The sequence below is a fragment of the Paraburkholderia flagellata genome (assembly GCF_021390645.1).
Taxonomy (GTDB): Bacteria; Pseudomonadota; Gammaproteobacteria; order Burkholderiales; family Burkholderiaceae; genus Paraburkholderia; species Paraburkholderia flagellata.
The window spans coordinates 40,782-66,823 of record NZ_JAJEJT010000001.1 but is presented as its reverse complement, the minus strand read 5'-3'; the positions used below and the strand labels follow the sequence as shown (position 1 = coordinate 66,823).

The 26,042-nt window shown below is 64.7% G+C and carries 23 protein-coding genes and 1 pseudogene; 16 read left to right on the top strand and 8 right to left on the bottom strand.

What is annotated here, in order from left to right; genetic code table 11:
* The first annotated feature begins 36 nt into the window (after positions 1 to 36).
* The 6 genes from xerC to hslU all read left to right on the top strand — a co-directional run bounded on the left by xerC (position 37) and on the right by hslU (position 6,851).
* Positions 37 to 939 carry a tyrosine recombinase XerC gene (gene xerC, locus L0U83_RS00305; RefSeq protein WP_233883588.1) on the top strand — a complete coding sequence of 301 codons (903 nt, stop codon included), beginning with the start codon at positions 37 to 39 and terminating at the stop codon, positions 937 to 939.
* A gap of 75 nt (positions 940 to 1,014) precedes the next feature.
* A complete protein-coding gene (locus tag L0U83_RS00300) occupies positions 1,015 to 2,217 on the top strand; it encodes a class I SAM-dependent rRNA methyltransferase (protein ID WP_233878889.1) in 1,203 nt (400 codons plus the stop codon).
* A gap of 221 nt (positions 2,218 to 2,438) precedes the next feature.
* Positions 2,439 to 3,527, top strand: a complete 1,089-nt coding sequence (locus tag L0U83_RS00295; protein WP_233883587.1) for a CobW family GTP-binding protein — start codon at positions 2,439 to 2,441, stop codon at positions 3,525 to 3,527.
* A gap of 597 nt (positions 3,528 to 4,124) precedes the next feature.
* A complete protein-coding gene (gene dksA, locus L0U83_RS00290) occupies positions 4,125 to 4,544 on the top strand; it encodes an RNA polymerase-binding protein DksA (RefSeq protein WP_028203189.1) in 420 nt (139 codons plus the stop codon).
* A gap of 383 nt (positions 4,545 to 4,927) precedes the next feature.
* On the top strand, positions 4,928 to 5,464 hold the full coding sequence (hslV, locus tag L0U83_RS00285) for an ATP-dependent protease subunit HslV (RefSeq protein WP_233878887.1): 537 nt from the start codon (positions 4,928 to 4,930) through the stop codon (positions 5,462 to 5,464).
* Positions 5,465 to 5,501: 37 nt separating this feature from the next.
* The gene (gene hslU, locus L0U83_RS00280; RefSeq protein ID WP_233878885.1) at positions 5,502 to 6,851 is read left to right on the top strand and encodes an ATP-dependent protease ATPase subunit HslU; all 1,350 of its coding nucleotides are present in this window, start codon (positions 5,502 to 5,504) and stop codon (positions 6,849 to 6,851) included.
* A 68-nt stretch (positions 6,852 to 6,919) separates the two neighbouring features.
* Here hslU and L0U83_RS00275 read toward each other — a convergent pair whose 3' ends face one another.
* Together L0U83_RS00275 and L0U83_RS00270 are read right to left on the bottom strand one after the other, a co-directional pair.
* The gene (locus L0U83_RS00275; RefSeq protein ID WP_201698308.1) at positions 6,920 to 7,462 is read right to left on the bottom strand and encodes a response regulator transcription factor; all 543 of its coding nucleotides are present in this window, start codon (positions 7,460 to 7,462) and stop codon (positions 6,920 to 6,922) included.
* Between the two features lie 153 nt (positions 7,463 to 7,615).
* Positions 7,616 to 8,935, bottom strand: a pseudogene (locus tag L0U83_RS00270) (ATP-binding protein); the annotation flags it as partial.
* Between the two features lie 102 nt (positions 8,936 to 9,037).
* Here L0U83_RS00270 and L0U83_RS00265 point away from each other — a divergent pair.
* Positions 9,038 to 10,714 (top strand): hypothetical protein, encoded by a 1,677-nt coding sequence (locus tag L0U83_RS00265; protein WP_233878884.1) that lies wholly within the window; start codon positions 9,038 to 9,040, stop codon positions 10,712 to 10,714.
* Here L0U83_RS00265 and L0U83_RS00260 read toward each other — a convergent pair.
* Positions 10,704 to 10,940 carry a cysteine-rich CWC family protein gene (locus L0U83_RS00260; RefSeq protein WP_233878882.1) on the bottom strand — a complete coding sequence of 79 codons (237 nt, stop codon included), beginning with the start codon at positions 10,938 to 10,940 and terminating at the stop codon, positions 10,704 to 10,706. The genes L0U83_RS00265 and L0U83_RS00260 overlap by 11 nt on opposite strands.
* 361 nt (positions 10,941 to 11,301) lie before the next feature.
* Here L0U83_RS00260 and argB point away from each other — a divergent pair, with 361 nt between their 5' ends.
* The 8 genes from argB (at position 11,302) to L0U83_RS00220 (ending at position 19,072) form a co-directional block, all read left to right on the top strand.
* Positions 11,302 to 12,201 (top strand): acetylglutamate kinase, encoded by a 900-nt coding sequence (gene argB / locus L0U83_RS00255; RefSeq protein ID WP_233878880.1) that lies wholly within the window; start codon positions 11,302 to 11,304, stop codon positions 12,199 to 12,201.
* Positions 12,202 to 12,256: 55 nt separating this feature from the next.
* Positions 12,257 to 13,000 (top strand): pyrimidine 5'-nucleotidase, encoded by a 744-nt coding sequence (locus tag L0U83_RS00250; RefSeq protein ID WP_233878879.1) that lies wholly within the window; start codon positions 12,257 to 12,259, stop codon positions 12,998 to 13,000.
* A gap of 45 nt (positions 13,001 to 13,045) precedes the next feature.
* Positions 13,046 to 13,732, top strand: a complete 687-nt coding sequence (gene slmA / locus L0U83_RS00245; RefSeq protein WP_233878877.1) for a nucleoid occlusion factor SlmA — start codon at positions 13,046 to 13,048, stop codon at positions 13,730 to 13,732.
* A gap of 61 nt (positions 13,733 to 13,793) precedes the next feature.
* Entirely contained in the window at positions 13,794 to 14,384 is a 591-nt protein-coding gene (locus L0U83_RS00240) for an HdeD family acid-resistance protein (RefSeq protein ID WP_233878876.1), read from the top strand.
* Between the two features lie 301 nt (positions 14,385 to 14,685).
* Positions 14,686 to 15,831, top strand: coding sequence for a homoserine O-succinyltransferase MetX (gene metX / locus L0U83_RS00235; protein WP_233878874.1), 1,146 nt, complete (start codon positions 14,686 to 14,688; stop codon positions 15,829 to 15,831).
* Entirely contained in the window at positions 15,828 to 16,436 is a 609-nt protein-coding gene (metW, locus tag L0U83_RS00230) for a methionine biosynthesis protein MetW (protein ID WP_112170109.1), read from the top strand. Before metX ends, metW begins: the two co-directional genes overlap by 4 nt.
* 81 nt (positions 16,437 to 16,517) lie before the next feature.
* Positions 16,518 to 17,912 carry an AmpG family muropeptide MFS transporter gene (locus L0U83_RS00225; protein WP_233878873.1) on the top strand — a complete coding sequence of 465 codons (1,395 nt, stop codon included), beginning with the start codon at positions 16,518 to 16,520 and terminating at the stop codon, positions 17,910 to 17,912.
* A gap of 71 nt (positions 17,913 to 17,983) precedes the next feature.
* A complete protein-coding gene (locus L0U83_RS00220; protein ID WP_267939251.1) occupies positions 17,984 to 19,072 on the top strand; it encodes a M48 family metallopeptidase in 1,089 nt (362 codons plus the stop codon).
* Between the two features lie 30 nt (positions 19,073 to 19,102).
* Here L0U83_RS00220 and L0U83_RS00215 read toward each other — a convergent pair whose 3' ends face one another.
* The 5 genes from L0U83_RS00215 to gatC all read right to left on the bottom strand — a co-directional run bounded on the left by L0U83_RS00215 (position 19,103) and on the right by gatC (position 24,410).
* Complete coding sequence (locus L0U83_RS00215) at positions 19,103 to 19,882, bottom strand: exodeoxyribonuclease III (protein WP_233878871.1); 780 nt, start codon at positions 19,880 to 19,882, stop codon at positions 19,103 to 19,105.
* 92 nt (positions 19,883 to 19,974) lie between these two features.
* Positions 19,975 to 20,811: a PPK2 family polyphosphate kinase gene (locus tag L0U83_RS00210; RefSeq protein WP_233878870.1), complete on the bottom strand. Its 837-nt coding sequence runs from the start codon at positions 20,809 to 20,811 to the stop codon at positions 19,975 to 19,977.
* 135 nt (positions 20,812 to 20,946) lie between these two features.
* Positions 20,947 to 22,422: an Asp-tRNA(Asn)/Glu-tRNA(Gln) amidotransferase subunit GatB gene (gene gatB / locus L0U83_RS00205; RefSeq protein ID WP_233878869.1), complete on the bottom strand. Its 1,476-nt coding sequence runs from the start codon at positions 22,420 to 22,422 to the stop codon at positions 20,947 to 20,949.
* 2 nt (positions 22,423 to 22,424) lie between these two features.
* Entirely contained in the window at positions 22,425 to 23,915 is a 1,491-nt protein-coding gene (gene gatA, locus L0U83_RS00200) for an Asp-tRNA(Asn)/Glu-tRNA(Gln) amidotransferase subunit GatA (protein ID WP_233878868.1), read from the bottom strand.
* Between the two features lie 195 nt (positions 23,916 to 24,110).
* Positions 24,111 to 24,410, bottom strand: a complete 300-nt coding sequence (gatC, locus tag L0U83_RS00195; protein ID WP_112170103.1) for an Asp-tRNA(Asn)/Glu-tRNA(Gln) amidotransferase subunit GatC — start codon at positions 24,408 to 24,410, stop codon at positions 24,111 to 24,113.
* Positions 24,411 to 24,840: 430 nt separating this feature from the next.
* Between gatC and L0U83_RS00190 the strand changes: the two genes are divergently transcribed.
* A complete protein-coding gene (locus L0U83_RS00190) occupies positions 24,841 to 25,884 on the top strand; it encodes a rod shape-determining protein (protein ID WP_004189550.1) in 1,044 nt (347 codons plus the stop codon).
* Positions 25,885 to 26,042: the final 158 nt, after the last annotated feature.

Here is a 26,042-nt window from a genome sequence, read left to right as displayed (position 1 = left end):
GTGAACCCGACCGATCCGATCGCCGACTACCTCGCGATGCTCGAACACGAGCGGCGGCTCTCGGCGCACACGCTGCGCGGCTACACGCATGAACTCGACGAGCTGAAGAAGCTCGCCAACGGCAAGCCGCTCGAAACGGTCACGGCCGCGCAAGTGCGCGGCGCGGTGGCGCGCGCGCATGCGGGCGGCCTCTCGGCGCGATCCATCGCGCACCGGCTGTCGGCCTGGCGCGCCTTCTATCGCTGGCTCGCGGGCCGCATCGAAATAGACGCGAATCCTGTGGCCACCGTGCGTGCGCCCAAACGCGCCAAAACGCTGCCGAAGGCCCTTTCCGTCGACGACGCCACGCATCTCATGGAAGCGCCTGCCATCGCCGGCCTGGAAGCAGGCGGCCCCGAGGCGCTGCGCGACCGCGCGATGCTCGAGCTGTTCTACTCGTCGGGTCTGCGCCTCGCCGAACTCGTGGGGCTCGATGTGCGTTACGTGAAGCGCGACGGCTACGAATCGGCGGGTTGGCTCAAGCGCGACGCCGCCGAAGTCGAGGTGCTGGGCAAGGGCAACCGTCACCGCATGGTGCCGGTCGGACGCAAGGCGCTCGACGCGCTCGACGCCTGGCTCGCCGCCCGCAGCGCCTTTGTGAAGCACGACGACGCCCCGCTCTTTCTCTCCGTGCGCGGCAACCGCATGGCGCCCGGCGTGGTGCGCGAGCGCGTGAAGCGCGCCGCCATTGCCGCGGGCATTCCGGCGAACGTGCACCCGCACGTGCTGCGGCACTCGTTCGCCACGCATCTGCTGCAGTCGAGCGGCGACCTGCGCGCCGTGCAGGAACTGCTCGGCCACGCCAGCATCTCGGCCACTCAGGTCTACACGTCGCTCGACTTTCAGCATCTCGCGAAGGTCTACGACACCGCGCATCCGCGCGCCAAGAAGCGCGATTGAAGCGCCGCGGAGTACGCGCCACGTGGTTTGCAACGCCACGCTGCGCCTGCTCCGTCACCCAGCATTGAAGCCATCATGAATATCGTCACCCTCAAGCCGTCCAAAGAAAAATCCCTGCTGCGCCGCCATCCGTGGGTCTACGCGAACGCGATCGATCGCGTGGAAGGCAAGCCCGCGCCCGGCGCGACCGTCATCGTGCGCTCGGCCGATGGCCGCTTTCTCGGGCGTGCCGCATACAGCCCGCATTCGCAGATCCGCGCACGCGTGTGGAGCTTCGACGAAAACGAGCCGATCGACCATGCGTTTTTCAAGCGGCGCGTGCAACGCGCCGTGGCCGACCGGCGCGCGATGGTGAGCGGCACGGGCGCCGTACGCCTCATCTTCGGCGAGGCCGACGGCCTGCCGGGCCTGATCGTCGATTACTACATCGCAGACGATGCCGAGGGCCGCGGCCAGCTCGTGTGCCAGTTCATGGCGGCGGGCGTCGAGGCGTGGAAGGAAGCGATCGTGGTGGCGCTCACCTCGGCAACGGGCTGCCCGAACGTGTACGAGCGCTCGGACGTGTCGATCCGCGAGAAGGAAGGGCTCGAACAAATCACCGGCCTGCTCGCCGGCGACGAGCCGCCCGCCACGATCATCACGAGCGAGAACGGCGTGCGCTTTCACGTGGACGTGCGCAATGGCCACAAAACCGGCTTCTACGTGGACCAGCGCGACAACCGCGCGCTCGTGCAAACCTACGCGCGCGAGCGCGAGGTGCTCAACTGCTTTTGCTATACCGGCGGCTTCTCGCTAGCGGCCATGAAGGGCGGCGCGAAACGCGTGGTGTCGATCGACTCGTCGGGCGAGGCGCTCGCCACGGCGCAGAAAAACGTCGAGGCGAACGGCTTCGACGCGGCGCTTGCGACCTGGCTCGACGCCGACGCCTTCAAGACGCTGCGCCGCCTCTACGACGAAGGCGAGCGCTTCGACCTGGTGGTTCTCGATCCGCCCAAGTTCGCGGCCTCGCGCGAACACGTGGACCGCGCCGCGCGCGCCTACAAGGACATCAATCTCACGGGTTTCAAGCTGCTGCGTCCGGGCGGCCTGTTGTTCACGTATTCATGCTCGGGTGCGATCGATTCGGCGCTGTTCCAGAAGATCGTGGCGGGCGCCGCCGCCGACGCCAAGGTCGACGCGCGCATCCTCAAGCGCCTGGGCGCCGGCGTGGATCACCCGCTGCTCACGGCGTTCCCGGAAGGCGAATATCTGAAAGGCCTGCTGTTGCAAATCGCCTGAGACGGCCTTATTTGAGCCCTTTCGGCGGCGCGCCGGAGCGCCTTTCGAGCCTCTCGTTCGCGCCCCGATTTTGGCTCGGGCCCGGCCGCCGCATGCGGGCGCGGCGCAGATATGTTTCAATAGGAAGTTATGTTGTAACACTCGAAGGCAGCGACAGCACGAAGCGGCGCGCCTGAACGTACCCCTCGAACACCTACCAGGCAGACAGCATGGCAACCAGCATGATTCCCGTCACCATCCTGACCGGCTTTCTCGGCAGCGGCAAAACCACGCTGCTCAAGCGCATCCTGAACGAGAAGCACGGCATGAAGATCGCCGTGATCGAGAACGAGTTCGGCGAAGAGAACATCGACAACGAAATCCTCGTCCAGGACAGCACCGAGCAGATCATCCAGATGAGCAACGGCTGCATCTGCTGCACGATTCGCGGCGACCTCGCACGCGTGCTCGGCGACCTCGCGCAGCAAAAGCGCGACGGCAAGCTGGACTTCGACCGCGTGGTGATCGAAACCACGGGTCTCGCGAATCCGGGCCCGGTCGCGCAGACGTTCTTCATGGATAACGAGATCGCCGACGAATTCCTGCTCGACGCGATCATCACGCTCGTGGATGCCAAGCACGGCAACCATCAGCTCGACGAGCACGAAGTGGTGCAGCGCCAGGTGGGTTTCGCCGACCGCCTGTTCATCACGAAGGCCGACCTTGTCGACGAGAACGAACTCGCCGACCTGCGTCATCGCGTGCTGCACATGAACCCGAAGGCGCAGATCCGTCAGGTCAATTTCGGCGAAGCCGACATCAAGGAAGTGTTCGATCTGCGCGGCTTCAACCTGAACGCCAAGCTCGAAATCGACCCGGACTTCCTCGCCGAAGACGATCACGGTCATGACCATGATCACGACCACGCGCATGATCACGCGCATGATCACGATCACGCCGACTGCGACCACGATCACGGCCAGTGCAGCCACGAAGGCCACGACCACGGCCACCACCATCACGCTCACCACGACGACAAGATCAAGTCGTTCGTCTACCGCAGCGACCGCCCGTTCGATCCGAATCGTCTGGAAGACTTCCTCGGCGGCATCCTGCAGATCTACGGCGAGCGGCTCCTGCGCTACAAGGGCGTGCTCTACATGAAAGGCGTGGACCGCAAGGTGGTGTTCCAGGGCGTGCACCAGATGATGGGCAGCGACCTTGCCACCAAGTGGATGCCGATCGAGAAGAAGGGCAGCAAGATGGTGTTCATCGGCATCGAGCTGCCGCAGGACCTCATCACCGACGGGCTCGACGCCTGCCTCGCCTGACGGAATCCTCCCGCTTTTTCATATACACGCCCGGCCCGCAGCCGGGCGTTTTCGTCTGGACTTTGCGCGCCGCAACGTGGCGCCGGCGCTGCGTTTGCGGCCAGCGCAAAGACCTCTTCCCGCTTCGTGCGCCAAATAACGTACCCGACCATCGCTTTTTCACGATTGGCGCGTTATATTTTCTGGATATCGACCGGTCCGCAAACGGCCTGGTGACAGGCGGGCCACAGCAGGGATTTCCCGCTTGCGGCGCGAGTTTGCGGTTCGGTTACAATACGGCCCCACTGGAAGAGAGGTGCCCCGGATTTCAGCCGAGGGACGCCCCGCCGGCAGCGCATCGCGTCGCAGCGCGCAGTCGGTACGAAATATGCCTCAGGAGCATCTGAAGACCGGTTTCCAGAGGAGTTCGGCCCCGCAGCGGCGCTTCGGGCGTCACGACAGTTCATCGTCCGTGCCCGCCAGCGCGCAATAACGGCGCGGTAACTGCGCCTGGCAAAGTGGTAAAGGTTGGTAAAGGCCACCGCGGCCACTGCGGGCAACACAAAAGTGCAGGCAAGATGTGCCAGTTTTGCCTCACTCATTGAAGAAGCAAGCCAGATGACGACGAAACGACTCTTGACCGAAGCCGAAATCCTGAAGATGAGCGACAAGGATTACATGAACGAGGATCAGCTCGCCTTCTTCAAGAACCGGCTCGAACAGCTGCAGGCGGAAATCCTCCGCAATGCGGGCCAGACCACTGAGAATCTGCGCGAAACCGTGATCGTTCCCGATCCGGCCGACCGCGCGACGATCGAAGAAGAGCATGCGCTCGAGCTGCGCACGCGCGACCGCGAGCGCAAGCTGCTCAAGAAGGTGCAGCAATCGCTCGCTCGCATCGATTCCGGCGACTACGGCTGGTGCGAAGAAACGGGCGAGCCGATCGGCATCCCGCGTCTGCTCGCGCGCCCGACCGCCACGCTCTCGCTCGAAGCGCAGGAGCGCCGCGAGCTGCGCCAGAAGCTGTTCGGCGATTGAGCTTTTTTCTGGCCGCGAAGCCCTGCTTGCGCGGCTAGTGACTTGCCTTCCCTGTCGAAGCGCACGGAGTGCCGTGCGCTTTTTTCTTTTGCGCGCGCGTTTTTCTTCAGCGTTCTGCGCCCTCTTCCCGTGCGTGGCCGCGCCGATGGGCGCGTGGCCGCCGCGCCGTTTTCTGCGCACGCGGCTCTTGATATGCCCACCGCCGCCCTAAACTCCACGTGATATGCGCTCGCGGCGCGCCAGAGGCACGCGCGACGCACCCGGATTCAGGGCAGTGGCGCCGCAATGCATGCAAAACGCGCGAGCGCCGCTGCGCCCACCCGAAAGCGGCAGGCATTCCACCTACGCATCAAACCCGGCATCAACGGTAAAAAGGAACGCACATGGAGCAATTTCACGGCACGACGATCGTATCCGTGCGGCGCGGCGACAAGGTCGCGCTCGGCGGGGACGGCCAGGTCACGCTCGGCAACATCGTCATGAAGGGTGGCGCGAAGAAGGTCCGGCGCATTTACGGCGGCAAGGTCATGGTCGGCTTCGCCGGCGGCACCGCCGACGCGTTCTCGCTGCTCGACCGCTTCGAAGCCAAGCTCGAAAAGCATCAGGGCAACCTCACGCGCGCCGCCGTCGAACTCGCCAAGGACTGGCGCACCGACCGTATGCTGCGCCGCCTCGAAGCCATGCTGATCGCCGCCGACACGACCACGACGCTCGTGATCACCGGCAACGGCGACGTGCTCGACCCCGAAGAAGGCATCTGCGCGATCGGCTCGGGCGGCGCGTATGCGCAGGCCGCGGCGCGCGCACTCGTGGAGAACACCGAACTCTCGCCGCGCGAGATCGTCGAAAAGTCGCTAGCGATCGCGGGCGACATGTGCATCTACACGAATCACAACCGCGTGATCGAAACCATCGAATAACTCGCGCAACCCGCCGGACAGACGAGAAGGAATCAGGATGAGCACCATGACCCCCGCCGAGATCGTCTCGGAACTCGACAAGCACATCATCGGCCAGGCGAACGCGAAGAAGGCCGTGGCCGTCGCGCTGCGCAACCGCTGGCGCCGCCAGCAGGTCGCCGACCCGCTGCGCCAGGAAATCACGCCGAAGAACATCCTCATGATCGGGCCGACGGGCGTCGGCAAGACGGAGATCGCGCGGCGTCTCGCGAAGCTTGCCGATGCGCCCTTCATCAAGATCGAAGCGACCAAGTTCACCGAAGTGGGCTACGTGGGCCGCGACGTGGACAGCATCGTGCGCGACCTCATCGAGATTTCGGTGAAGCAGACGCGCGAAACGGAAATGCGCAAGGTGCGCAGCAAGGCGACCGACCAGGCCGAAGACCGCATTCTCGACATCCTGCTGCCGAGCGCGCGTCCCGTCGGCTTCGGTTCGTCGGACGCAACGAGCCATGCCGAAAGCGGTGACAACGCCACGCGCCAGACCTTCCGCAAGCGCCTGCGCGAAGGCCAGCTCGACGACAAGGAAATCGAGCTCGACGTCGAACAGCCGCAAGTGGGCATGGACATCATGGGGCCCCCGGGCATGGAAGACATGACCGAGCAGATCCGCTCGATGTTCGCCAATCTCGGCGGCGGCAAGAAAACGCGCCGCAAGCTCAAGGTGAAGGAAGCGCTCAAGGTCCTCACCGACGAAGAAGCGGCGAAGATGCTCAACGACGAAGAGGTCAAGGCCAAAGCCGTGCAGAACGTCGAGCAGAACGGCATCGTGTTCCTCGACGAAATCGACAAGATCGCCTCGCGCAACAACGAAGGCAGCGGCGGTGAAGTGTCGCGCCAGGGCGTGCAGCGCGATCTGCTGCCGCTCGTGGAAGGCACGACCATCAACACGAAGTACGGAATGGTGAAGACCGACCACGTTCTGTTCATTGCGAGCGGCGCGTTCCATCTCTCGAAGCCGAGCGATCTGATCCCCGAACTGCAGGGCCGTTTCCCGATTCGCGTGGAACTCGACTCGCTCTCCGTAAAGGACTTCGAAGCGATTCTGGTCGCGACTGATGCCAGCCTCGTCAAGCAGTATCAGGCACTGCTCGCAACCGAGGACGTGCAGCTCGACTTCGCCGACGACGGTATTCGCCGCCTCGCGGAGATTGCCTACTCCGTGAACGAGAAGACCGAGAACATCGGCGCGCGCCGCCTCTACACGGTGATCGAAAAGCTGCTGGAAGACGTGTCGTTCGCCGCCGGCAATCACGCGGGCAAGAGCGTGACGATCGACGCGGCCTACGTCGACAAGGCGCTCGGCGAAGTGGCGCAGGACGAAGACCTGTCGCGCTACGTGCTCTAAGGCACGACGCATGGCGCATGAAAAAGGGACCCCGCGGGGTCCCTTTTGTTTTGCCGCGTCTCGCGTGCTTACTGGCGCACCGGGCGCTTCGCGAGCTTGCGCTGCAGCGTGCGCCGGTGCATGTTGAGCGCGCGCGCCGTGGCCGAGATGTTGCCGTTGTGCTCGGCCAGCACGCGCTGGATGTGCTCCCATTCGAGCCGCGCAACCGAAAGCGGCGCGGGGTGCTCGATGGCTTCTTCGGCCTGCATCGCGCTCGCATCGCTTTGGAGTGCCGAGAGAATCATCTCGACGTTCGCGGGCTTGGCGAGATAGTTGTCCGCGCCATCCTTCACGGCTTGCACCGCCGTGGCGATGCTCGCGTAACCCGTGAGCACGAGCATGCGCGCATCCGGCTGCAGTTCGCGCAGCGGCGCGATGAGCGACAGGCCTGAATCGTTGCCGAGATGCAGGTCCACGGTGATCTGCGAGAACTTGTGCTGGTTGGCGAAACGAATCGCCTCTTCCGCATTGTGTGCCTGCTTCACCTCGAAGCCGCGCCGCGTGAGTCCGCGCGTGAGGATGTCGGAGAACACTTCGTCGTCGTCGATGACCAGAAAACTCATATCGCTCATACCTAATTCTCCGTGTTGTTACGCGGCGTCGGGCCGAGCCGGCCCTTCGCCTGATCCAATCTCCGAACCCGCGGACGCCGCGGTTTCTCGCGCCGCCGCCGCTGGGTTCGCCTCACCCGCCTGACCCGCCTGACCCGCCTTGACCTGCTTCGCCGGCAAGCGCAGCACCGCTCGGGTGCCGCGCGCGCGGCGCGTGCGCACGCCGCTGCCGGTCGCCGCGCCTGCCGACGTGCCGTCGTCCGCGCCGCTCACTTCGCCCGACGCGCTCCCGGGCGGCGTGACGTCATTGAGCTCGATCGAGCCGCCCAACCGCGCCGCCGACGAAAACGCCAGATACAGGCCGACGCCGTGACCGCCCTGGGTGCTGTCCACGGGCGCAGCGCCGAGCGAGGCGCGCAGCGACGTCGGAATGCCGGGCCCCGCATCGCAGACTTCGAAATCGACGTAACCGGCTCGCGCGGCCACATAGGCGCGCAAGGTCACGAAATCGCGGCTGGCGCGCGCGGCGTTGTCGAGCAGGATGGTGAGAATCTGCCCGACCGCGACAGTATCGTCGAGAGCGAAGTCGCCCGGTCCATTGTCGAGGAGTTCGAACTTCACATGCGGATGGCGCAGGCGCCATTGCTCGACGAACGGCCCGAGCCATTCGCTCACGACCTGGCGCGCGCCCGTGGACGAAGCGCGGCTCCTGAGGCGCGCGAGCGCCGAGGTGCAAAGCGAGATCTGCTTGTCGAGCAGTTCGAGGTCGGCGGAGTACGGCGCGAGGCCCTTGTCCGTGCGCGCGACATCGCGCAGCTCCTCGGTGAGCATGGCGATGGTCGAGAGCGGCGTGCCGATCTCGTGCGCGACGGTAGCGGCCTGCACGCCCAGCGCCACCGCGCGCTCGTCGCGCAACAGGCGCTGCTGCGCGTCGCCGAGCGCGGTGTCGCGCTGGCGCAGCGCGCGCGACATACGCGCGACGAACCACACGATCAGGCAAACACTCACCATGAAGTTCACCCACATGCCCGCGCGATAGTAGTCGAACAGGTTGGCGGGATTGTCGAGATTGAGCGGAACGTTGTCGAAGCCGAGCAGCACGTAGCAGGCCACGGCGAAGGCCGCGAGCCACGCGGTGAGATACCACGGCAGCACGGCAGCCGCGATGGCGAGCGAGGGCAGATAAAGCGAGACGAACGGATTGGTCGTGCCGCCGGAAAGAAAGAGCAACGCGGAAAGCGCGCCGAGATCGACCCAAAGCTGGCCGAATAATTCGAGATTCGACTCGGGACGATCTTGGGTGACACGCAGCCAGGTCACGCCGTTGAACGCCACTTCCATGGCGATCACGAACAGCATGGCGGGCAGCGGCAACTGGACGCCAATGAAGAGCTGCACGAACGCGATCGTGCAGAGCTGGCCGATGATGGCGAGACTGCGCAGCCAGAACAAGTGGCTGAGATTGACACGAGCACTGACGGTTATGCGATGCATGGTGTCAGTTTACCGGTTAGGACTTGTCTGATTCATTATCTTGAAAAGGTTTGCTTCAATCTATGTCATCCGCCGACCACATACATTTCGGCGCTTTCTGACATGCAAGAAGGAATCATGCAGACCTCGCTTCCTGACGTGCTCCAACCTGTTAGCAATCTCTTTCTCGATTTCATCGACGCGGCGGCCGCCGGTGGGACCGCCAAGGCAACCGATGCGTCCGCACACGAATTGCTGGCCGCCACGCGCACCTTGATGCGCGGCTTCGACGACGACACGCTCATGCTCATCGCCGCCCGCGCCCACGATAGCGCTCTGGCGCAAGAGGCCGTGCGCGTGAGCGCTGCGATCGCCCAGCTCGCGCCGAAGCGGGCCGCCGCGTGGTTCGCGGCGGGCCTCGCGCTGCAGCTTGCGAACCGTCACGCCGAAGCGGTAGAACCTTACCGTCACGCGCTGGCGATCGCGCGTAAGTTTCCAAATCTGCGCAACAATCTTGCAACGGCATTGATGCAAATCAATATTGGAGATGCCCAGATTCTGCCGCTACTCGAAGAAACGGTCGCCGAGGAGCCCGGCAACGTCAACGCCTGGATCAACCTCGCGCGCGTGTTCCCAACGGATAGCGACCCCGCGCGTCCAGTCGAAGCCAGCCGCCGGGCGCTCGAAGTCACGCCGCAGAGCCCACTCGCCCTGAATAACTACGCGATGGCCTGCAAGGAAGCACAGCAGTGGGACGAGGCCGAACGCGCCGCGCGCGCCGGCTGCCAGTATGCGCCCAACGACGCATCGCTACGCTTGAACCTGTCGATGACCCAGCTTCTGCGGGGCAACTATGCCGAAGGCTGGCACGGACACGAGCTGCGCTGGAAGGGATCGAGCGAGCTGGCCGCGGGCCGCCCGGCCTTCCCGAAGCCGGAGTGGCGCGGCGAGCCGCTCGCGGGCCGCACGTTACTGGTATGGGGCGAACAGGGCATGGGCGATCTGCTGCAGTTCTGCCGCTACGTGCCCATGCTCGCCGAGCGCGTGCATCGCGAAGGCGGCCGGCTCGTCTGGAATTCGTTCCCGCAGATGGGCGCGCTGCTCGCGCGCAGCCTGGGCGGTCATTGCGACCTGTACTGCGCGGGTGGCCCCGTCGAAAGCCTGCCGGCCTACGATTGCGAAGTCTCGCTGCTGAGCCTGCCGCTTATATTCGCCACGGAGGAGGCGACGATCCCGGGCCCCACGGGTTATCTCAAGGCCGATCCCGAGGCAGCGGCGCACTGGCGCGAGCACCTTGCGGGCGAAAAGCGCCTGAAAGTCGGGCTCGCGTGGACGGGCAGCCTCACGCACAAGCGCAATCCGTTTCGTCGCGTCGGGCTCGACCGGTATGCCCGGCATTTCGGCGGCATCGAGGGTGTGGCGTTCTACTCGCTGCAGCCCGGCGCGGAGAAAGACGTCGCGGCGGCGCGTGAGGCCGGCTTCGAGGTGAGCGATTTCAGCGCGCAGTGGAAGACCTTCGACGACTCCGCGGCGTTCATCGACTCGCTCGATCTGGTGATTTCCGTGTGCACGTCGAGCGCACACCTCGCGGGCGCGCTCGGCAAGCCAGCCTGGGTCTTACTCGACGTGAATCCGCATTGGGTCTGGCTGCTCGATCGCAGCGACAGCCCGTGGTATCCGAATACCCGGCTCTACCGGCAAAAGACGTTCAAACAGTGGGAGCCCGTGCTCGACGAGGTGAGCGCCGATCTCGCGGCGCTCGCGCACGGTACGCAACGCGGTGCGCGAGTCAAGGCATAGCGCGCTTGCCCTTCGGCGCGGCTCCCATGCCCGGAGCCGCCGCCGCCGCGAGGCATTCGGGGCAGAGGCAGCGCCCGCGCGGGTCGAGTCCGCTCGCGGGCAAGGCGGGCAGCGACTTGCACCAGCAATCGAAGGGTTCGGTGTTCCTGCCGCAGTCGAAGCTGTTCCCGCAGCGCGGGCAGCGGGCGCTTTTCATGCCAGTGGCGGGCACGGCGGAGGCGGTCATGGCGCGCACTCCTCTCGAAACCATGGGTTGGCGACACAGAGATGATGCCACAGCCCGGGCGCGTGCCCTTCGCCGGGCTTTTCACGCGCCGTCTTTTTCTCCTGTGCTTTTCTCCTGCGCTTTTCTCCTGCGCTTTTCCCCTGATTTCGCCCCGTTTTGCCCCGCTGCCGATGCGATGGCGCCCATGTTGCGCATGTGCCTCGCCGCTGCGTCCGATGCACGTCGTTTCCCCGCCGTTTTCCCTGCTGCACCGCGCCAGTCCTGTACAATCCGGCCTGTTTCGACCGTTTTGCGGCCGCGCTTTTCGTCCGCGGATCTTCGTCCGCGAGTTTCGTCCGTTTTTCGTCCAGTCTCCGCCGCCATGTCCGAGCCTCTCGACCTTTCGCAGATCGCACCCACCCTGAAAGCCGAAATCCTGGCCGAAGCGCTGCCTTACATTCGCCAGTACCACGGTAAAACCGTCGTCATCAAGTACGGCGGCAACGCCATGACCGAAGAGCGTCTGAAGCAGGGCTTCGCGCGCGACGTCATCCTGCTCAAGCTCGTGGGCATCAATCCGGTCATCGTGCACGGCGGCGGCCCGCAGATCGACACGGCGCTCAAGAAGATCGGCAAGCAAGGCACCTTCATCCAGGGCATGCGCGTGACCGATGAAGAAACCATGGAAGTCGTCGAGTGGGTGCTCGGCGGCGAGGTGCAGCAGGACATCGTCACGCTCATCAACCACTTCGGCGGCCACGCGGTCGGCCTGACCGGCAAGGACGGCGGCCTGATCCACGCACGCAAGCTGATGATGCCGGACCGCGACAACCCCGGTCAGTACATCGACATCGGCCAGGTCGGCGAAGTCGAGGCCATCAACCCGGCGGTCGTGAAGGCGCTTCAGGACGACGCGTTCATTCCGGTGATCTCGCCGATCGGCTTCGGCGAAGACGGCCTCTCGTACAACATCAACGCCGACCTCGTGGCGGGCAAGCTCGCCGTGGTGCTCAACGCCGAAAAGCTCGTGATGATGACGAACATCCCCGGCGTGATGGACAAGGCGGGCAACCTGCTCACGGACCTGTCGGCCCGCGAGATCGACGCCCTGTTCGAAGACGGCACGATCTCGGGCGGCATGCTGCCCAAGATTTCGTCGGCGCTCGACGCGGCCAAGAGCGGCGTGCGCTCGGTGCACATCATCGACGGCCGCATCGAGCACTCGGTGCTGCTGGAAATCCTGACCGAACAGCCGTTCGGCACGATGATCCGCTCGCATTAAGCGCCTTCCCACCGGCGGTGGCGGCGTGCCGCCGCCGCCGCGTCTCACGCCCGAGATGACCGACTCCAGCCTTCATGCCAGGCGTGCCCGGCACCGGCCACGCCGCGTCGCCCACGCACCGGGCGCCCCTGTTTGGCTCTTCGACCTCGACAACACGCTGCACAATGCGTCGCGCGCGATCTTCCCCGCCATCAACGCCGGGATGACGCAGTACATCATCGACGCGCTCGGCGTGAGCCGCGACGAAGCCAATCACCTGCGCACGAGCTACACGCACCGCTACGGCGCGACGCTGCTCGGCCTCACCCGCCATCATCCGATCGACCCGCACGACTTCCTCAAGGTCGTGCACACCTTCGACGACCTGCACGGCATGCTGCATGCGGAGCGCGGCCTCGCCCGCACGCTCGCCGCGCTGCCGGGGCGCAAGATTGTCCTCACCAACGGCCCCGAGGACTACGCGCACGCGGTGCTCGCGGCGCTCGGCATCGAGCGGCTCTTCGAGCGCGTGATCGCCATCGAAGGCATGCGCTCGCGCAGCCACTGGCGCGCCAAGCCGGACCGCGCGATGTTGCGCGGCACGCTGCGCCGGGCGGGCGTGGCGCTCGCCGACGCGATCCTGATCGAAGACACGCGCAGCCACCTCAAGCGCTATCGGCGCCTCGGCATCCGCACCGTGTGGATCACCGGGCATTTGCCCGCGCATCTGCCGGGCACTGGCAGGCCTCACTATGTCGATCGTCGCATTCGTTCGCTAAAATCCCTGAAACCAGGCCTGCATTCGGGACGCTCGAAGTAAAACGGGGGAGCGTAAGCCCAGAGGCCAACGCCAGGGACGATATCCATGCAGCCGACAGAAACGCGTGAAGCAGTCGAAGCAGCAGAATCGCCGGGCGCGGCCCGCCGCGCTCCCCGCCCGAAACCGGGCGAACGCCGTATCCACATTCTCCAGACGCTCGCCACCATGCTCGAGGCGCCGCGCGGCGAGAAAATCACCACCGCGGCGCTGGCCGCGCGCCTGGGCGTTTCCGAGGCCGCGCTGTATCGCCATTTCGCGAGCAAGGCCCAGATGTACGAGGGCCTGATCGATTTCATCGAGCAGACGCTCTTCGGGCTCATCAACCAGATCGTCGAAAAAGAGCCGAGCGGCGTCCTGCAGGCGCGTGCGATCGCCCTGATGCTCGTCAACTTTTCTACGCGAAACGCCGGCATGACCCGCGTATTGACCTGCGAAGCCCTCGTGGGCGAGCACGAGCGCCTCGCCGAACGCGTGAACCAGATGCTCGATCGCGTCGAGGCGTCGCTGCGCCAGTGCCTGCGCGTCGACCTCGCGCAGGAGGCGGAGCGCAAGGCGATTTCAGGGTCCGATCATGTCGACGCGAAGCCTGCCGCCAAGGGATACGATCCAACGGTGCGTGCGAATCTGGTCGTGCGCTATGTGATCGGTTGCTGGCATCGCTATGCGCAAAGCGGATTCACTCGTTCACCGAGCGAGCACGCCGACGAGCAGATCCGCATCATTCTTCAATAGCGCGGCCGCGCGGCGTTTTTTTCGTGGCGGCTGCCCGCGTCGCTAAAAGGAGAACCGCCGCATGAACCGTCCCGTTCCTCCCTTCGGCCTTCCGCCCATCCTGACGAGCCTTTCCGCTCATTGGGGCTGGCTCATCGCGCGCGGTATCGCCGCCATCATCTTCGGCGTGCTCGCCTTCTCGCTGCCCGGCCTCACCGTGCTCACGCTCGCCATCGTCTGGGGCGCCTACGCGATCGTTGACGGCGCGTTCGCGCTCATCTACGGTGCGCGCGGCGGCGGCACGCGGCGCTGGACCTACGTCATCATCGGTCTGATCGGTGTGATCGCCGGCCTCGTGGCGTTCTTCTGGCCCGGCGAGACCGCCATCGTCCTCGTGATGATCATCGGCGTATGGGCGTTCTTCACGGGCATCTTCGAAATCGTCTACGCGATCCAGTACCGGCACGCCATTGCGCATCCGTGGGCGGTCGGGATTTCGGGGCTGCTCTCGGCCACGGTGGGCTTTTTCTTCGCGATGTTCCCCGGCGCGGGCGCGCTCTCGCTGATCTGGGTGATCGCCGCCTACGCGGTCCTCTACGGCCTCTTGATGATCATCGCGGCCTTGCAGTTGCGTCGCTGGCGCAACGCGCATCCGTCTGCGCCAAAGAAGTGATAAGGCTTCGCGGCCTCGCGCGTCGCGCGGGCACGTGAAGGGAGGCGCAACTGCGCCGGGCGGCACCGGGCCGCCTTTCCCGTGCTGCGCATCGCTTTGCACTTTTTCCGATATACTCTGCGTTCCTTTTGCTATACCCACGCGCCGATTTGCTGACTCGATTGCGGGCGCGTGAACTCCCAGGACCTCTGGCCTGGAGTTCGATATAAATGCGGCTAAAGAGGTCGTCAGCTGCGCCAATCCTTTCGCACTCCGCGCCCGCCGACACCGTTTAGCCGCCCGAAAAACCAAGGCGGAACGAATGGAATCGATCGGCATCGTCGCTCCTCAAACACTGCATTTCGACGAGCCCCTGCAACTGCAGAACGGCACGGCGCTGGCCGGGTACGACCTCGTGGTCGAGACCTACGGCACGCTCAACGCCGCACGCAGCAACGCGGTGCTCGTCTGTCACGCGCTCAACGCCTCGCACCACGTGGCGGGCGTCTACGAGGACGACCCCAAAAATGTGGGCTGGTGGGACAACATGGTCGGCCCGGGCAAGCCGCTCGACACCAACCGCTTCTTCGTGATCGGCGTGAACAACCTGGGCTCGTGCTTTGGTTCGACCGGCCCGATGAGCGTCGACCCGGCAACCGGCCAGCCCTATGGCGCGAAGTTTCCGGTCGTGACCGTCGAGGACTGGGTGGACGCCCAGGCGCGCGTGGCCGATCGCTTCGGCATCGAGAAGTTCGCCGCGGTGATGGGCGGCAGCCTTGGCGGCATGCAGGCGCTTGCATGGAGCCTGCGCTACCCCGATCGTCTCGGCCACTGCATCGTGGTTGCCTCCACGCCCAAGCTCTCGGCGCAGAACATCGCGTTCAATGAGGTAGCGCGCTCGGCCATCCTCTCGGACCCCGACTTTCACGGCGGCGACTACTACGCCCACAACGTGAAGCCGCGCCGCGGACTGCGCGTGGCGCGCATGATCGGCCACATCACGTATTTGTCCGACGACGACATGGCCGAAAAATTCGGCCGGGCGCTGCGCCGCGCGGAAGGCGCCGTCGACGAGTACAACTTCAACTTCGACGTGGAATTCGAAGTGGAGTCGTACCTGCGCTATCAGGGCGACAAGTTCGCCGACTACTTCGACGCCAACACCTACCTGCTGATCACGCGCGCGCTCGATTACTTCGACCCCGCCAAGGCGTACGACGGCGACCTCACGCGCGCGCTCGCACACACGAAGGCGAAGTACCTCGTGGCGAGCTTCGCGACCGACTGGCGTTTCGCGCCCGCGCGCTCGCGTGAACTCGTGAAGGCGCTGCTCGATCACAAGCGCCAGGTCACCTACGCGGAAATCGACGCGCCGCATGGCCACGACGCCTTCCTGCTCGACGACGCGCGCTATCACAATGTGGTGCGCGCTTACTACGAACGTATTGCTGCTGAGGTGGGCGCATGAACCAGAGCGCTTTCGACAGTCTTTCCGCCCGTCCCGACTTTCGCACCATCGCGCGCTGGATCGAACCGCGCGCGAAAGTGCTCGACCTCGGCTGCGGCGACGGCTCGCTGCTCTCGCTCCTCACTGAGGAGCTCGAGTGCACGGGCTACGGCATCGAGATCAACGACGCGGGGGTGCTCGCTTCGGTGAAGAACGGCATCAACGTGATCCAGCAAAACCTCGAAGACGGCCTGCGTCTCTTCGAGGACGCGAGCTTCGACTTCGCGATCCTCTCGCAAACGCTGCAGACGATTCATCAGACGGCCGCGATCCTGCGCGAGACGGCGCGCGTGGGCAAGGAGTGCATCGTCTCGTTCCCGAACTTCGGCTACTGGCCGCACCGGCTTTCGGTGCTGCGCGGACGCATGCCGGTTTCGAAGTCGCTGCCCTACCAGTGGCACAACACGCCGAACGTGCGTGTTCTCACGGTGAAGGACTTCGAGGCGCTCGCGCCCGAGGTGGGCATCGAAATTCTCGACCGCGCCGTGCTCCATGGGGGTCAGACCGTTCGATGGGGTGTGAACTGGCGTGGTAGTCTTGCGGTCTATCGCGTGAGAAAAAAATGACGCCGTGCGCGGCGTCGCGTGTTTTTCTGACCGACCGGTTCGCGAAGAACCGCACCCAACACCGCCGCCGCTAACGACGACATGCAGAATCCGCCCCACGAGGCACCCGCTCTTACCGCTCACGAATCCCACCCCGGCTGGCGTGCGTATCTGAATACGCACATGCTGATCTGCGTGTTCCTCGGCTTTACTTCCGGGCTGCCGCTCTTCACGCTCGTCTATCTGGTGCAGGCGTGGCTGCGCTCCGAGGGCGTCAATCTCAAGGAGATCGGCCTCTTCGCGCTGATCCAGTTTCCGTACACCTGGAAATTCGTCTGGGCGCCGCTCATGGACCGCTATGTGCCGCGCCTGCCGGGCTGGCGCCCGGGGCGGCGGCGCGGGTGGATGCTCGTCACGCAGATTCTGGTGGCGTTCGCCATCGGCACGCTCGGCTACGTTTCGCCGAAAGAGTCGATCTGGACCGTGGCCGCGCTCACAGCGCTCGTGGCGTTCTTCGGCGCGAGCCAGGACATCTCCATTGACGCCTACCGGCGCGAACTGCTCACCGACACGCAGCAGGGTCTCGGCAATGCCGTGCACGTGAACGCCTACAAGATCGCGGCGCTCGTGCCAGGTTCGCTCGCGCTGATCCTCTCAGACCACCTGCCGTGGAGCACCGTGTTCGTGGTCACGGCGGTGTTCATGATTCCCGGCATGATCATGACGCTCGTGGTGAAGGAGCCCGAAGTGCACGGCGCGCCGCCCAGGAACCTGCGTGAAGCGATCGTGCAGCCGTTCGCCGAGTTCGTGCGCCGCGATGGCCTCGCCGCGGCGCTGTTCGTGCTCGCCTTCATCTTCCTCTACAAACTCGGCGACACGATGGCGACCACGCTGTCCACGTCGTTCTTCCTCGACATCGGCTATTCGCGCACCGAGATCGGCGTGATCGCCAAGATGACGGCGTTCGGCGCGAGCCTCGCGGGCGGCATTGTCGGCGGCGTGGCGCTGGTGAAGATTGGCATTGGGCGCGGTCTCTGGATCTTCGGTTTCCTGCAGATGATTTCGACGCTCGGCTTCGCGTGGCTCGCGCAACTCGGCGCGGGTTCGCCCTCGCTCGCGGCCATCTACGACGCGGTGCTCACCGTGAGCCACGCGGTTTCGTGGGCCGCTGGTCTCTTCGGCGCTAACGTGCAACTCACGCTCGACCCGCGCGCGGTGGCGCTCGCACTGGTCTACGGTTTCGAGACCTTTGCAACGGGGCTCACGCTCGCCGCGTTCACTGCCTATATTGCAAGCACGACCGATCCGCGTTACACCGCCACGCAGTTCGCACTCTTCACGAGCCTTGCCTCCGTACCACGCACGCTGGCCTCCGCCGCGAGCGGCTACGTGGTCGCGCAGATCGGCTGGTTCGACTATTTCATCGTCTGCACGGTGCTCGCGGTACCGGGTATGCTCCTGCTCATTCGTATTGCCCCGTGGAGAGTCCGGTCGTGAGCACGCATGAGACCGCCGTGCAAAGCCAGCGTGCGCCACAGCGCCGCGGCGAGCGCGCTCGCGTGCTCGCGATGGTCCTTGCCGCGGCCTTGCCGGGTCTTTCTGCATGGAATGTCCGGGCTGCCGACAACCCGGCCGCGACGAGCGCCCCGGCGGCCGTGCCGGGCAACCCCACGACGCCGCCAGCGGGCAGCGCTGCGAGCGCAAGCATCGGCGCGATAAACCCAACGAATAACGCAAACAGCGCAGGAAACAACGCGGCAAACAGCCCAGGCAACAGCGCAGCAAACAGCGTTACGAGCGCGAATGCCACGCCGGGCAACCTCTCCCCCGGCACGCCGAACACAGGCCGCGTGGTGCGCTTCGGCAACGCCGCGGTGTACCGCAACCTGATTCCCTCGCCGATGCTCGAAGCGCAGGCCACTGCGGAATTCAACGAGATCGTGCGCGGCGCAGCCCATTCGAACCGCCTCTATGCCGAAAGCGATCCGCACGTGCAGCGTGTGCGGGCGTTCGTCGACCGACTCGCGCCTTACGCGCTGAAGTGGAGCGATCGCGTCAAGAACTGGAAGTGGGAAGTGGCGGTGATCCGCTCGAACGACATTCGCATGTACGCGCTGCCGGGCGGCAAGATCGTCGTGTACGGCGGCCTGCTCGACCGCGTGAAGCTCAACGACAACGAGTTCGGCATGCTGCTCGGCCACGAGATCGCGCATGCGGTGCGCGAGCACGTGCGCGAGCGCCTTGGCGAACAGCAGGCCGCGCAGATCGAATCGGGCAGCGTGCCGCAACTCTTCGGGCTCGCGGATCTCGGTGTGTTTCCGCTCGGTATCGGCTCACAGCTTGTGGAGATGCACTATGGCCGCGCCGACGAAACCGAAGCCGACGTGATCGGCAGCGATATCGCCTCGCGCGCGGGCTTCGATCCGCGCGCCGCGCTCACGCTCTGGGACAAGCTCGCGGCGGCGACGCGCGCCGACCGCGACCAGGGCTTCATCTACGTGCATCCTTACACGCCGGCGCGGCGCGCCGATATCGCCAAGCGCCTCGCCGACATGATGCCGCTCTACGCGAAAGCGATCGGCAAGCCGCTCGCCGAGTTGCCCGACTACCAGGGCATCGCGGCAGTGCAGAAGCGCAAAGTGGTTTCGGCGCCCTGAAAGCGGTTTCGCAGCGCGCCGGGATGCGCGTCAGCTCTTGACCTTGTAGTCGTAGTCGATGGTCAGCGGCGCGTGGTCGCTGAACTTGATGTCCTTGAAGATCGCCGTTTTCTTCGCCTTGTGCGCAATGCCGGGCGTCGCGATCTGATAGTCGATACGCCACCCCACGTTCTTCGCATACGCCTGGCCGCGGTTGCTCCACCACGTGTATTGCTCGGGGCGCGGGTCGAGCGTGCGGAACACGTCCACGTAGCCCACGTCGTCGAAGAGGCTCGTGAGCCACGCGCGCTCTTCGGGCAGGCAACCTGAGTTCTTCTGGTTGCCCTTCCAGTTCTTGATATCGATTTCCTTGTGGACGATGTTCACGTCGCCGCATACGATCACCTCACGCTCGCGCTTGAGTTCAGCGAGATGCGGCATGAATTCATCCATGAAGCGGTACTTCGCGGCCTGACGCTCGTCGCCGCTCGAACCCGAAGGCACGTAGACCGAAATCACCGAGAGCTTGCCGTAGCGCGTTTCCACGTAGCGTCCTTCCGGGTCGAACTCCTCGCTGCCAAAACCGATGATGACGTCATCGGGCTCGTGGCGCGAGTAGACGCCCGCGCCGCTATAGCCCTTCTTCACCGCATGCTGGAAGTAGCCCGTGAAGTCGTGCGGCGCGAGGAACTCGGGCGTCATGTCGTCCTGCGAGCACTTGATTTCCTGTACGCAGAGCACGTCGGCTTTCTGTTCACCGAACCATTCGAAAAACCCCTTCTTCGCCGCCGAGCGGATGCCATTCAGATTCGCGGTGATCACACGCAACATGTCTTCTTTCCTCTTGGTTTTGCGCTGTTTTTACGTTTTCTCTCGCCTCGGCACTGAACTACATGGCCGGGCGCGAGGGGATACGGTCGGTCTCACTCGATCTTGAGACCCTTGAGCTCGGCCTTGGCCGGCGGGAATTCGAGCTTCAGGCTCTCCATCAGGCGCAGCAGCAACTCGCCCACCATGACGTTGCGATGCGACTTCGAATCCGCGGGAATCACGAACCACGGCGCGTATTCCGTGGAGGTGGCCGCGAGCGCGTCCTGGTACGAGGCCTGGTAGGCGTCCCAGTGCTTGCGCGCTTCGAGATCCGAGACGTCGAACTTCCAGTGCTTGGTCGGATCGTCGATCCGCGCCTGGATTCGGCTTCGCTGCTCATCCTTCGAAATATGCAGCATGCACTTGATGATCGACGTGCCGCTCTGCGCGAGCAGCGCTTCGAAATCGCGAATCTGACGGTAGCGGCGCTCGCATTCGGCGGAGTCGATCTGGCCGGTCACGCGCGGCACGAGCACATCTTCGTAGTGGCTGCGGTTGAAGATGGCAAGCTCCCCCGCCCCCGGCACCTGCAGATGCACCCGCCAGAGAAAGTCGCGCGAGGCCTCGATGGGCGTGGGTGCGCGAAACGGCACGATGCGCAGGCCGAGCGGGTCGACCTCGCGGAATACGCCGCGGATCGTGCCGTCCTTGCCGCTCGTGTCCATGCCCTGCAGCACGAGCAGCACGCGCTGGTGACGCTGTGCGTGCAGACGCTCCTGCAGCACGTCGAGCTTCTGGCCGACTTCGGAGAGACGGTCGCGGTCACCGTCCTTGCTGCCGCTAGAAAACGGTTTCGTGGCGGGGTCGATCGCGCTGAGCGAGAACGTCTGCGTCTTCTTTTCGCTGAAGTACGGCACGCGGTAATCGTCGAGACTCGGGACCTTGGACATGCGTTGTTCTCCTCTCTCTCGTCAAACAGATGGCTTCACACCGTTGCGCTCGCCTGAAGCGGCAAGGCGGCGCCGCACTGCTACGCACGACGCCGCCTTGCCAGCATGCCCGAATCAGGCGGGCCGCACCCAGACTCAGCCCAGCTTCTTCTTCAGCAGTTCGTTGACCTGCTGCGGATTCGCCTTGCCCTTCGTGGCCTTCATGGCCTGGCCGATCAGCGCGTTGAACGCCTTTTCCTTACCCGCGCGGAATTCTTCCACCGACTTCTGGTTCGCCGCGAGCACCTCGTCGATGATCGCTTCGAGCGCGCCGGTATCCGAAATCTGCTTGAGGCCCTTCGCTTCGATGATGCGGTCGGCGGCGCCTTCGTCTGCGGCCTTCTCATCCCACATCGCCTGGAACACTTCCTTGGCGATCTTGTTCGAGATCGTGCCGTCGGCGATGCGTTGCAGCAGCAGCGCGAGCTGAGCGGCTGAAACCGGCGAGGCGTCGATTTCCAGACCTTCGCGATTCACCTGCGACGAGACTTCGCCCATCAGCCAGTTCGCGGCGACCTTCGCTTGTGCTGCCCCTGCCTTCGCGACGACTGCTTCGAAGTACGAAGCCATCGCCTTCGACGACGTCAGCACGTTCGCGTCATACGGCGTCACGCCGTACTGTTCGACGAAGCGCGTTTGCATCGTGGCGGGCAGTTCGGGCATCTCGCCCCTCACGCGCTCGACCCACGCTGCGTCGATCACGAGCGGCATGAGATCGGGGTCGGGGAAATAGCGGTAGTCGTGCGCGTCTTCCTTGCTGCGCATCGAACGCGTCTCGCGCTTGTCCGGATCGTAGAGGCGCGTTTCCTGGACCACGGTGCCGCCGTCTTCGATCAGCTCGATCTGGCGGCGCACTTCGTACTGGATGGCTTCTTCGAGGAAGCGGAACGAGTTCAGGTTCTTGATCTCGGCGCGCGTGCCGAATTCCTTCTGGCCGACCGGGCGCACGGAGACGTTCGCGTCGCAACGGAACGAACCTTCCTGCATGTTGCCGTCGCAAATGCCGAGCCACACCACGAGCGTGTGCAGCGACTTCGCGTAGGCCACGGCTTCCGCCGCGCTGCGCATTTCGGGTTCCGTAACAATTTCGAGCAGCGGCGTGCCGGCGCGGTTCAGGTCAATGCCCGTCATGCCCGCGAAGTCTTCGTGCAGCGACTTGCCCGCATCTTCTTCCAGGTGCGCGCGCGTGAGATTGACAGTCTTCTCGTAGGCTTCCTTGCCGGCCTTTTCGTTGGCGGGAACCTGAATGGTGATCTGACCGCCCTGCACGACCGGAATCTCGTACTGGCTGATCTGATAGCCCTTCGGCAGGTCGGGGTAGAAGTAGTTCTTGCGCGCGAAGATGCTGCGCGGCGCGATTGTCGAGCCGATCGCAAGGCCGAACTGGATTGCGCGCTCAACGGCGCCGCGGTTCATCACCGGCAGCACGCCAGGCAGCGCGAGATCGACGGGGCAGGCCTGCGTGTTGGGCGCGGCGCCGAACTGCGTCGATGCGCCCGAGAAGATCTTCGACGCCGTCGACAATTGCGCGTGCGTTTCGAGACCGATAACGACTTCCCACTGTGTTGCCATGTTCACACCCCTGCCGGCGCTTTGCGATGCCAGTCGGTCGCGCGCTGGAAAGCGTCGGCGACCTGCAGCATGCGGGCCTCGTTGAAATAGTTGCCGACGATCTGCAGACCGACGGGTCGCTGCGCGTTCGCACCCGCGCCGAAGCCGCACGGCACGCTCATGCCGGGCAGGCCCGCGAGGCTCGTGGAAAGCGTGTAGATGTCCGCGAGGTACATCTGCAGCGGATCGTCGCCCTTCGCGCCCAGGTCCCATGCCACGCTCGGGGCCACCGGGCCCATGATCACGTCGCACTGCTTGAACGCTTCCTGGAAATCTTGCGCAATGATGCGGCGGATCTTCTGCGCCTGCAGGTAGTAGGCGTCGTAGTAGCCGTGCGAAAGCACATACGTGCCCACCAGAATGCGGCGCTTTACTTCAGGCCCGAAGCCCTCGGCGCGCGACTTCTTGTACATGTCGAGCAGATCGCCGTACTCGGCCGCACGGTGGCCAAAGCGTACGCCGTCGAAGCGCGAGAGGTTCGACGAAGCTTCCGCCGGGGCGATCACGTAATACACGGGAATCGACAGTTCGGTCTTCGGCAGCGTGACTTCCACGAGCGTCGCGCCAAGCGACTCGTACGTCTTCAGCGCGGCGTCGATGGCGGCGCGCACGTCGTCGGCGAGGCCCGCGCCGAAGTACTCCTTCGGCAGGCCGATACGCAGGCCCGCGAGCGGCTTGTCGGCGCTGGCGTCCGTGCTCCACGTCTGGCCGAGGAAGCGCGTGTAGTCCTCGTGCTCGTGCGTGAGGCTCGTCGAATCGCGCTCGTCGAAACCGCCCATGGCGTTCAGGAGCAGCGCGCAATCCGTGGCGTTCTGCGCGAACGGGCCGCCCTGGTCGAGTGACGACGCAAACGCGATCATGCCGTAGCGCGAGACGCGGCCGTACGTGGGCTTGATGCCCGTCACGCCCGTGAACGACGCCGGCTGGCGAATCGAGCCGCCGGTGTCGGTGCCGGTGGCGGCGGGCGCGAGGCGCGCGGCGACGGCCGCGGCGGAGCCGCCCGACGACCCGCCCGGCACGGCCTTCGTGTCCCAAGGGTTCTTCACGGCGCCGAAGTGCGAGTTCTCGTTGGACGAGCCCATCGCAAATTCGTCCATGTTGGTCTTGCCGAGGCAGACCATGCCCGCGCGCTCAAGCCTCTCGACCACGGTCGCGTCGAACGGGCTCACGTAGTTTGCAAGCATCTTCGAGCCGGCGGTCGAGCGCCAGCCGCGCGTGACGAACACGTCTTTGTGAGCGAGCGGAATGCCCGCGAGCGGGCCCGCGTGGCCCGAGTGCAGAAGCGCGTCGGCGGCCTTCGCCTGAGCGAGCGTCAATTCGGGATTGACGTCGACGAAAGCGTTCAGGTCTTGATGTGCCTCAATCCGACCCAGAAAATGCTGGGCCAGCTCGACTGCGGAGCACTCCTTCGCAGCCAGCGCGGCGCGCAGTTCGGTCAAGCTTTTGTCATGCATTGCGTGATTCCTGGAAGAACGTCACGGCGTGGTCGAAATCAGATCGTTGCGCCGTCCGGAAAGCGGCTCGACATACGTTGACAAACGTGTAGGCCACTTCTCGGCAAACCCGCGAAAACCCGGGAGTCCGTGCCTTTTTTCGAACTGTTCCGACGACTCGAAAGGTTTCGAAAATGGCGAAAAAATGCTGCGCGTTTACTCAATCACGCGCGGTACAAGGTAAAGTCCGTCCTGCACTGCGGGCGCGGGACGTTGGAACGCTTCGCGGTCCACGATTTCGGTCACGGCGTCCTCGCGCAGGCGCAGCGCGACATCCTCGATTTGTTCGATCGGGTGCGCGAGCGGCGCGATGCCAGTCGTGTCCACGGCCTGCATCTGTTCGACGAGGCCGAAGAAGTCGTTCAGGCGTTCGAGCGTATTGCCGGCTTCGGCGTCGGCCAGTTCGAGGCGCGCAAGATGCGCGATGCGCTTCACATCGTTCAGGGTCAGGGCCATGCGGTCACCGGAAAATGAGGCTGCGGCAGTGCGGAAATTCGGTACTGCAGCAGCGGTTTATCGCGCCGGATCCGGCTCTGGAGGAAAGCTTCGACGAGGTCAAAAACTGCCTTCCGGATCCTGCAAAACAGGCAAAATTATAAGGTATCATTACGCGTTCGACCCAAACCCGGACCGCCTTGCATCCGCCTTTCAGTTCTGTACGCAATTCAATGCGGCCAGACAAGATCAAACGGGCGGCGCAGCCTGGCTGCCTCCGGTAACCATCCCCGCAGTCTCAGGCCCCTCGTGGCGCCCCTTGCGACGCCCTGCGCAGTCCGCTCGTGGTGCTTTCGTGGCGGCGCATGGCGCCCTGAGGCTGTTTATTTATCCGCTGCCGCCCTCGCCCAAGAAGCTCGAAGGTCGGCCACAAGCGAGACAGGATTTTTGAATGTTCGGTTTTCTGCGTAGCTACTTCTCCAACGACCTGGCGATCGACCTCGGCACCGCCAACACCCTGATTTACATGCGCGGCAAGGGCATCGTCCTCGACGAACCCTCGGTCGTCTCCATTCGCCAGGAAGGCGGCCCGAACGGCAAGAAGACGATTCAGGCAGTCGGCAAGGAAGCCAAGCAGATGCTCGGCAAGGTCCCGGGCAACATCGAAGCCATCCGCCCGATGAAGGACGGCGTGATCGCCGACTTCACCGTCACCGAGCAGATGATCAAGCAGTTCATCAAGACGGCGCACGAGTCGCGCATGTTCTCGCCGTCGCCGCGCATCATCATCTGCGTGCCGTGCGGTTCGACCCAGGTCGAGCGCCGCGCGATCAAGGAAGCCGCGCACGGCGCGGGCGCCTCGCAGGTCTACCTCATTGAAGAGCCGATGGCCGCCGCGATCGGCGCGGGCCTGCCGGTTTCGGAAGCCACGGGCTCGATGGTCGTCGACATCGGCGGCGGCACGACCGAAGTGGGCGTGATCTCGCTCGGCGGCATCGTGTACAAGGGCTCGGTGCGCGTGGGCGGCGACAAGTTCGACGAAGCGATCGTCAACTACATCCGCCGCAACTACGGCATGCTGATCGGCGAACAAACCGCCGAAGCCATCAAGAAGGAAATCGGCTCGGCCTTCCCGGGTTCCGAAGTCAAGGAAATGGAAGTGAAGGGCCGCAACCTGTCGGAAGGCATTCCGCGCAGCTTCACCATTTCGAGCAACGAAATTCTCGAAGCGCTCACCGACCCGCTGAACCAGATCGTCTCGTCGGTGAAGATCGCGCTCGAACAAACGCCGCCGGAACTCGGCGCCGACATCGCCGAGCGCGGCATGATGCTCACGGGCGGCGGCGCGCTGCTGCGCGACCTGGACCGCCTGCTCGCCGAAGAAACCGGTCTGCCGGTGCTCGTGGCCGAAGACCCGCTCACCTGCGTGGTGCGCGGCTCGGGCATGGCGCTCGAGCGCATGGACAAGCTTGGCAGCATCTTCTCGTACGAGTAAGCGCGCCGCGCACCGCTGCGCTCGCCCGCGGCGCGGTTTCGGCGTCGCCGCGCCACTGATGGCGTGGCGGCACGCGCGCCGCGACGGCGCCCGCAACGCGGCGGCCTTCGGGGCGCCGAAGTTTCACGCTTCGCTGTGCCCTCCGTTACACCCTCTGT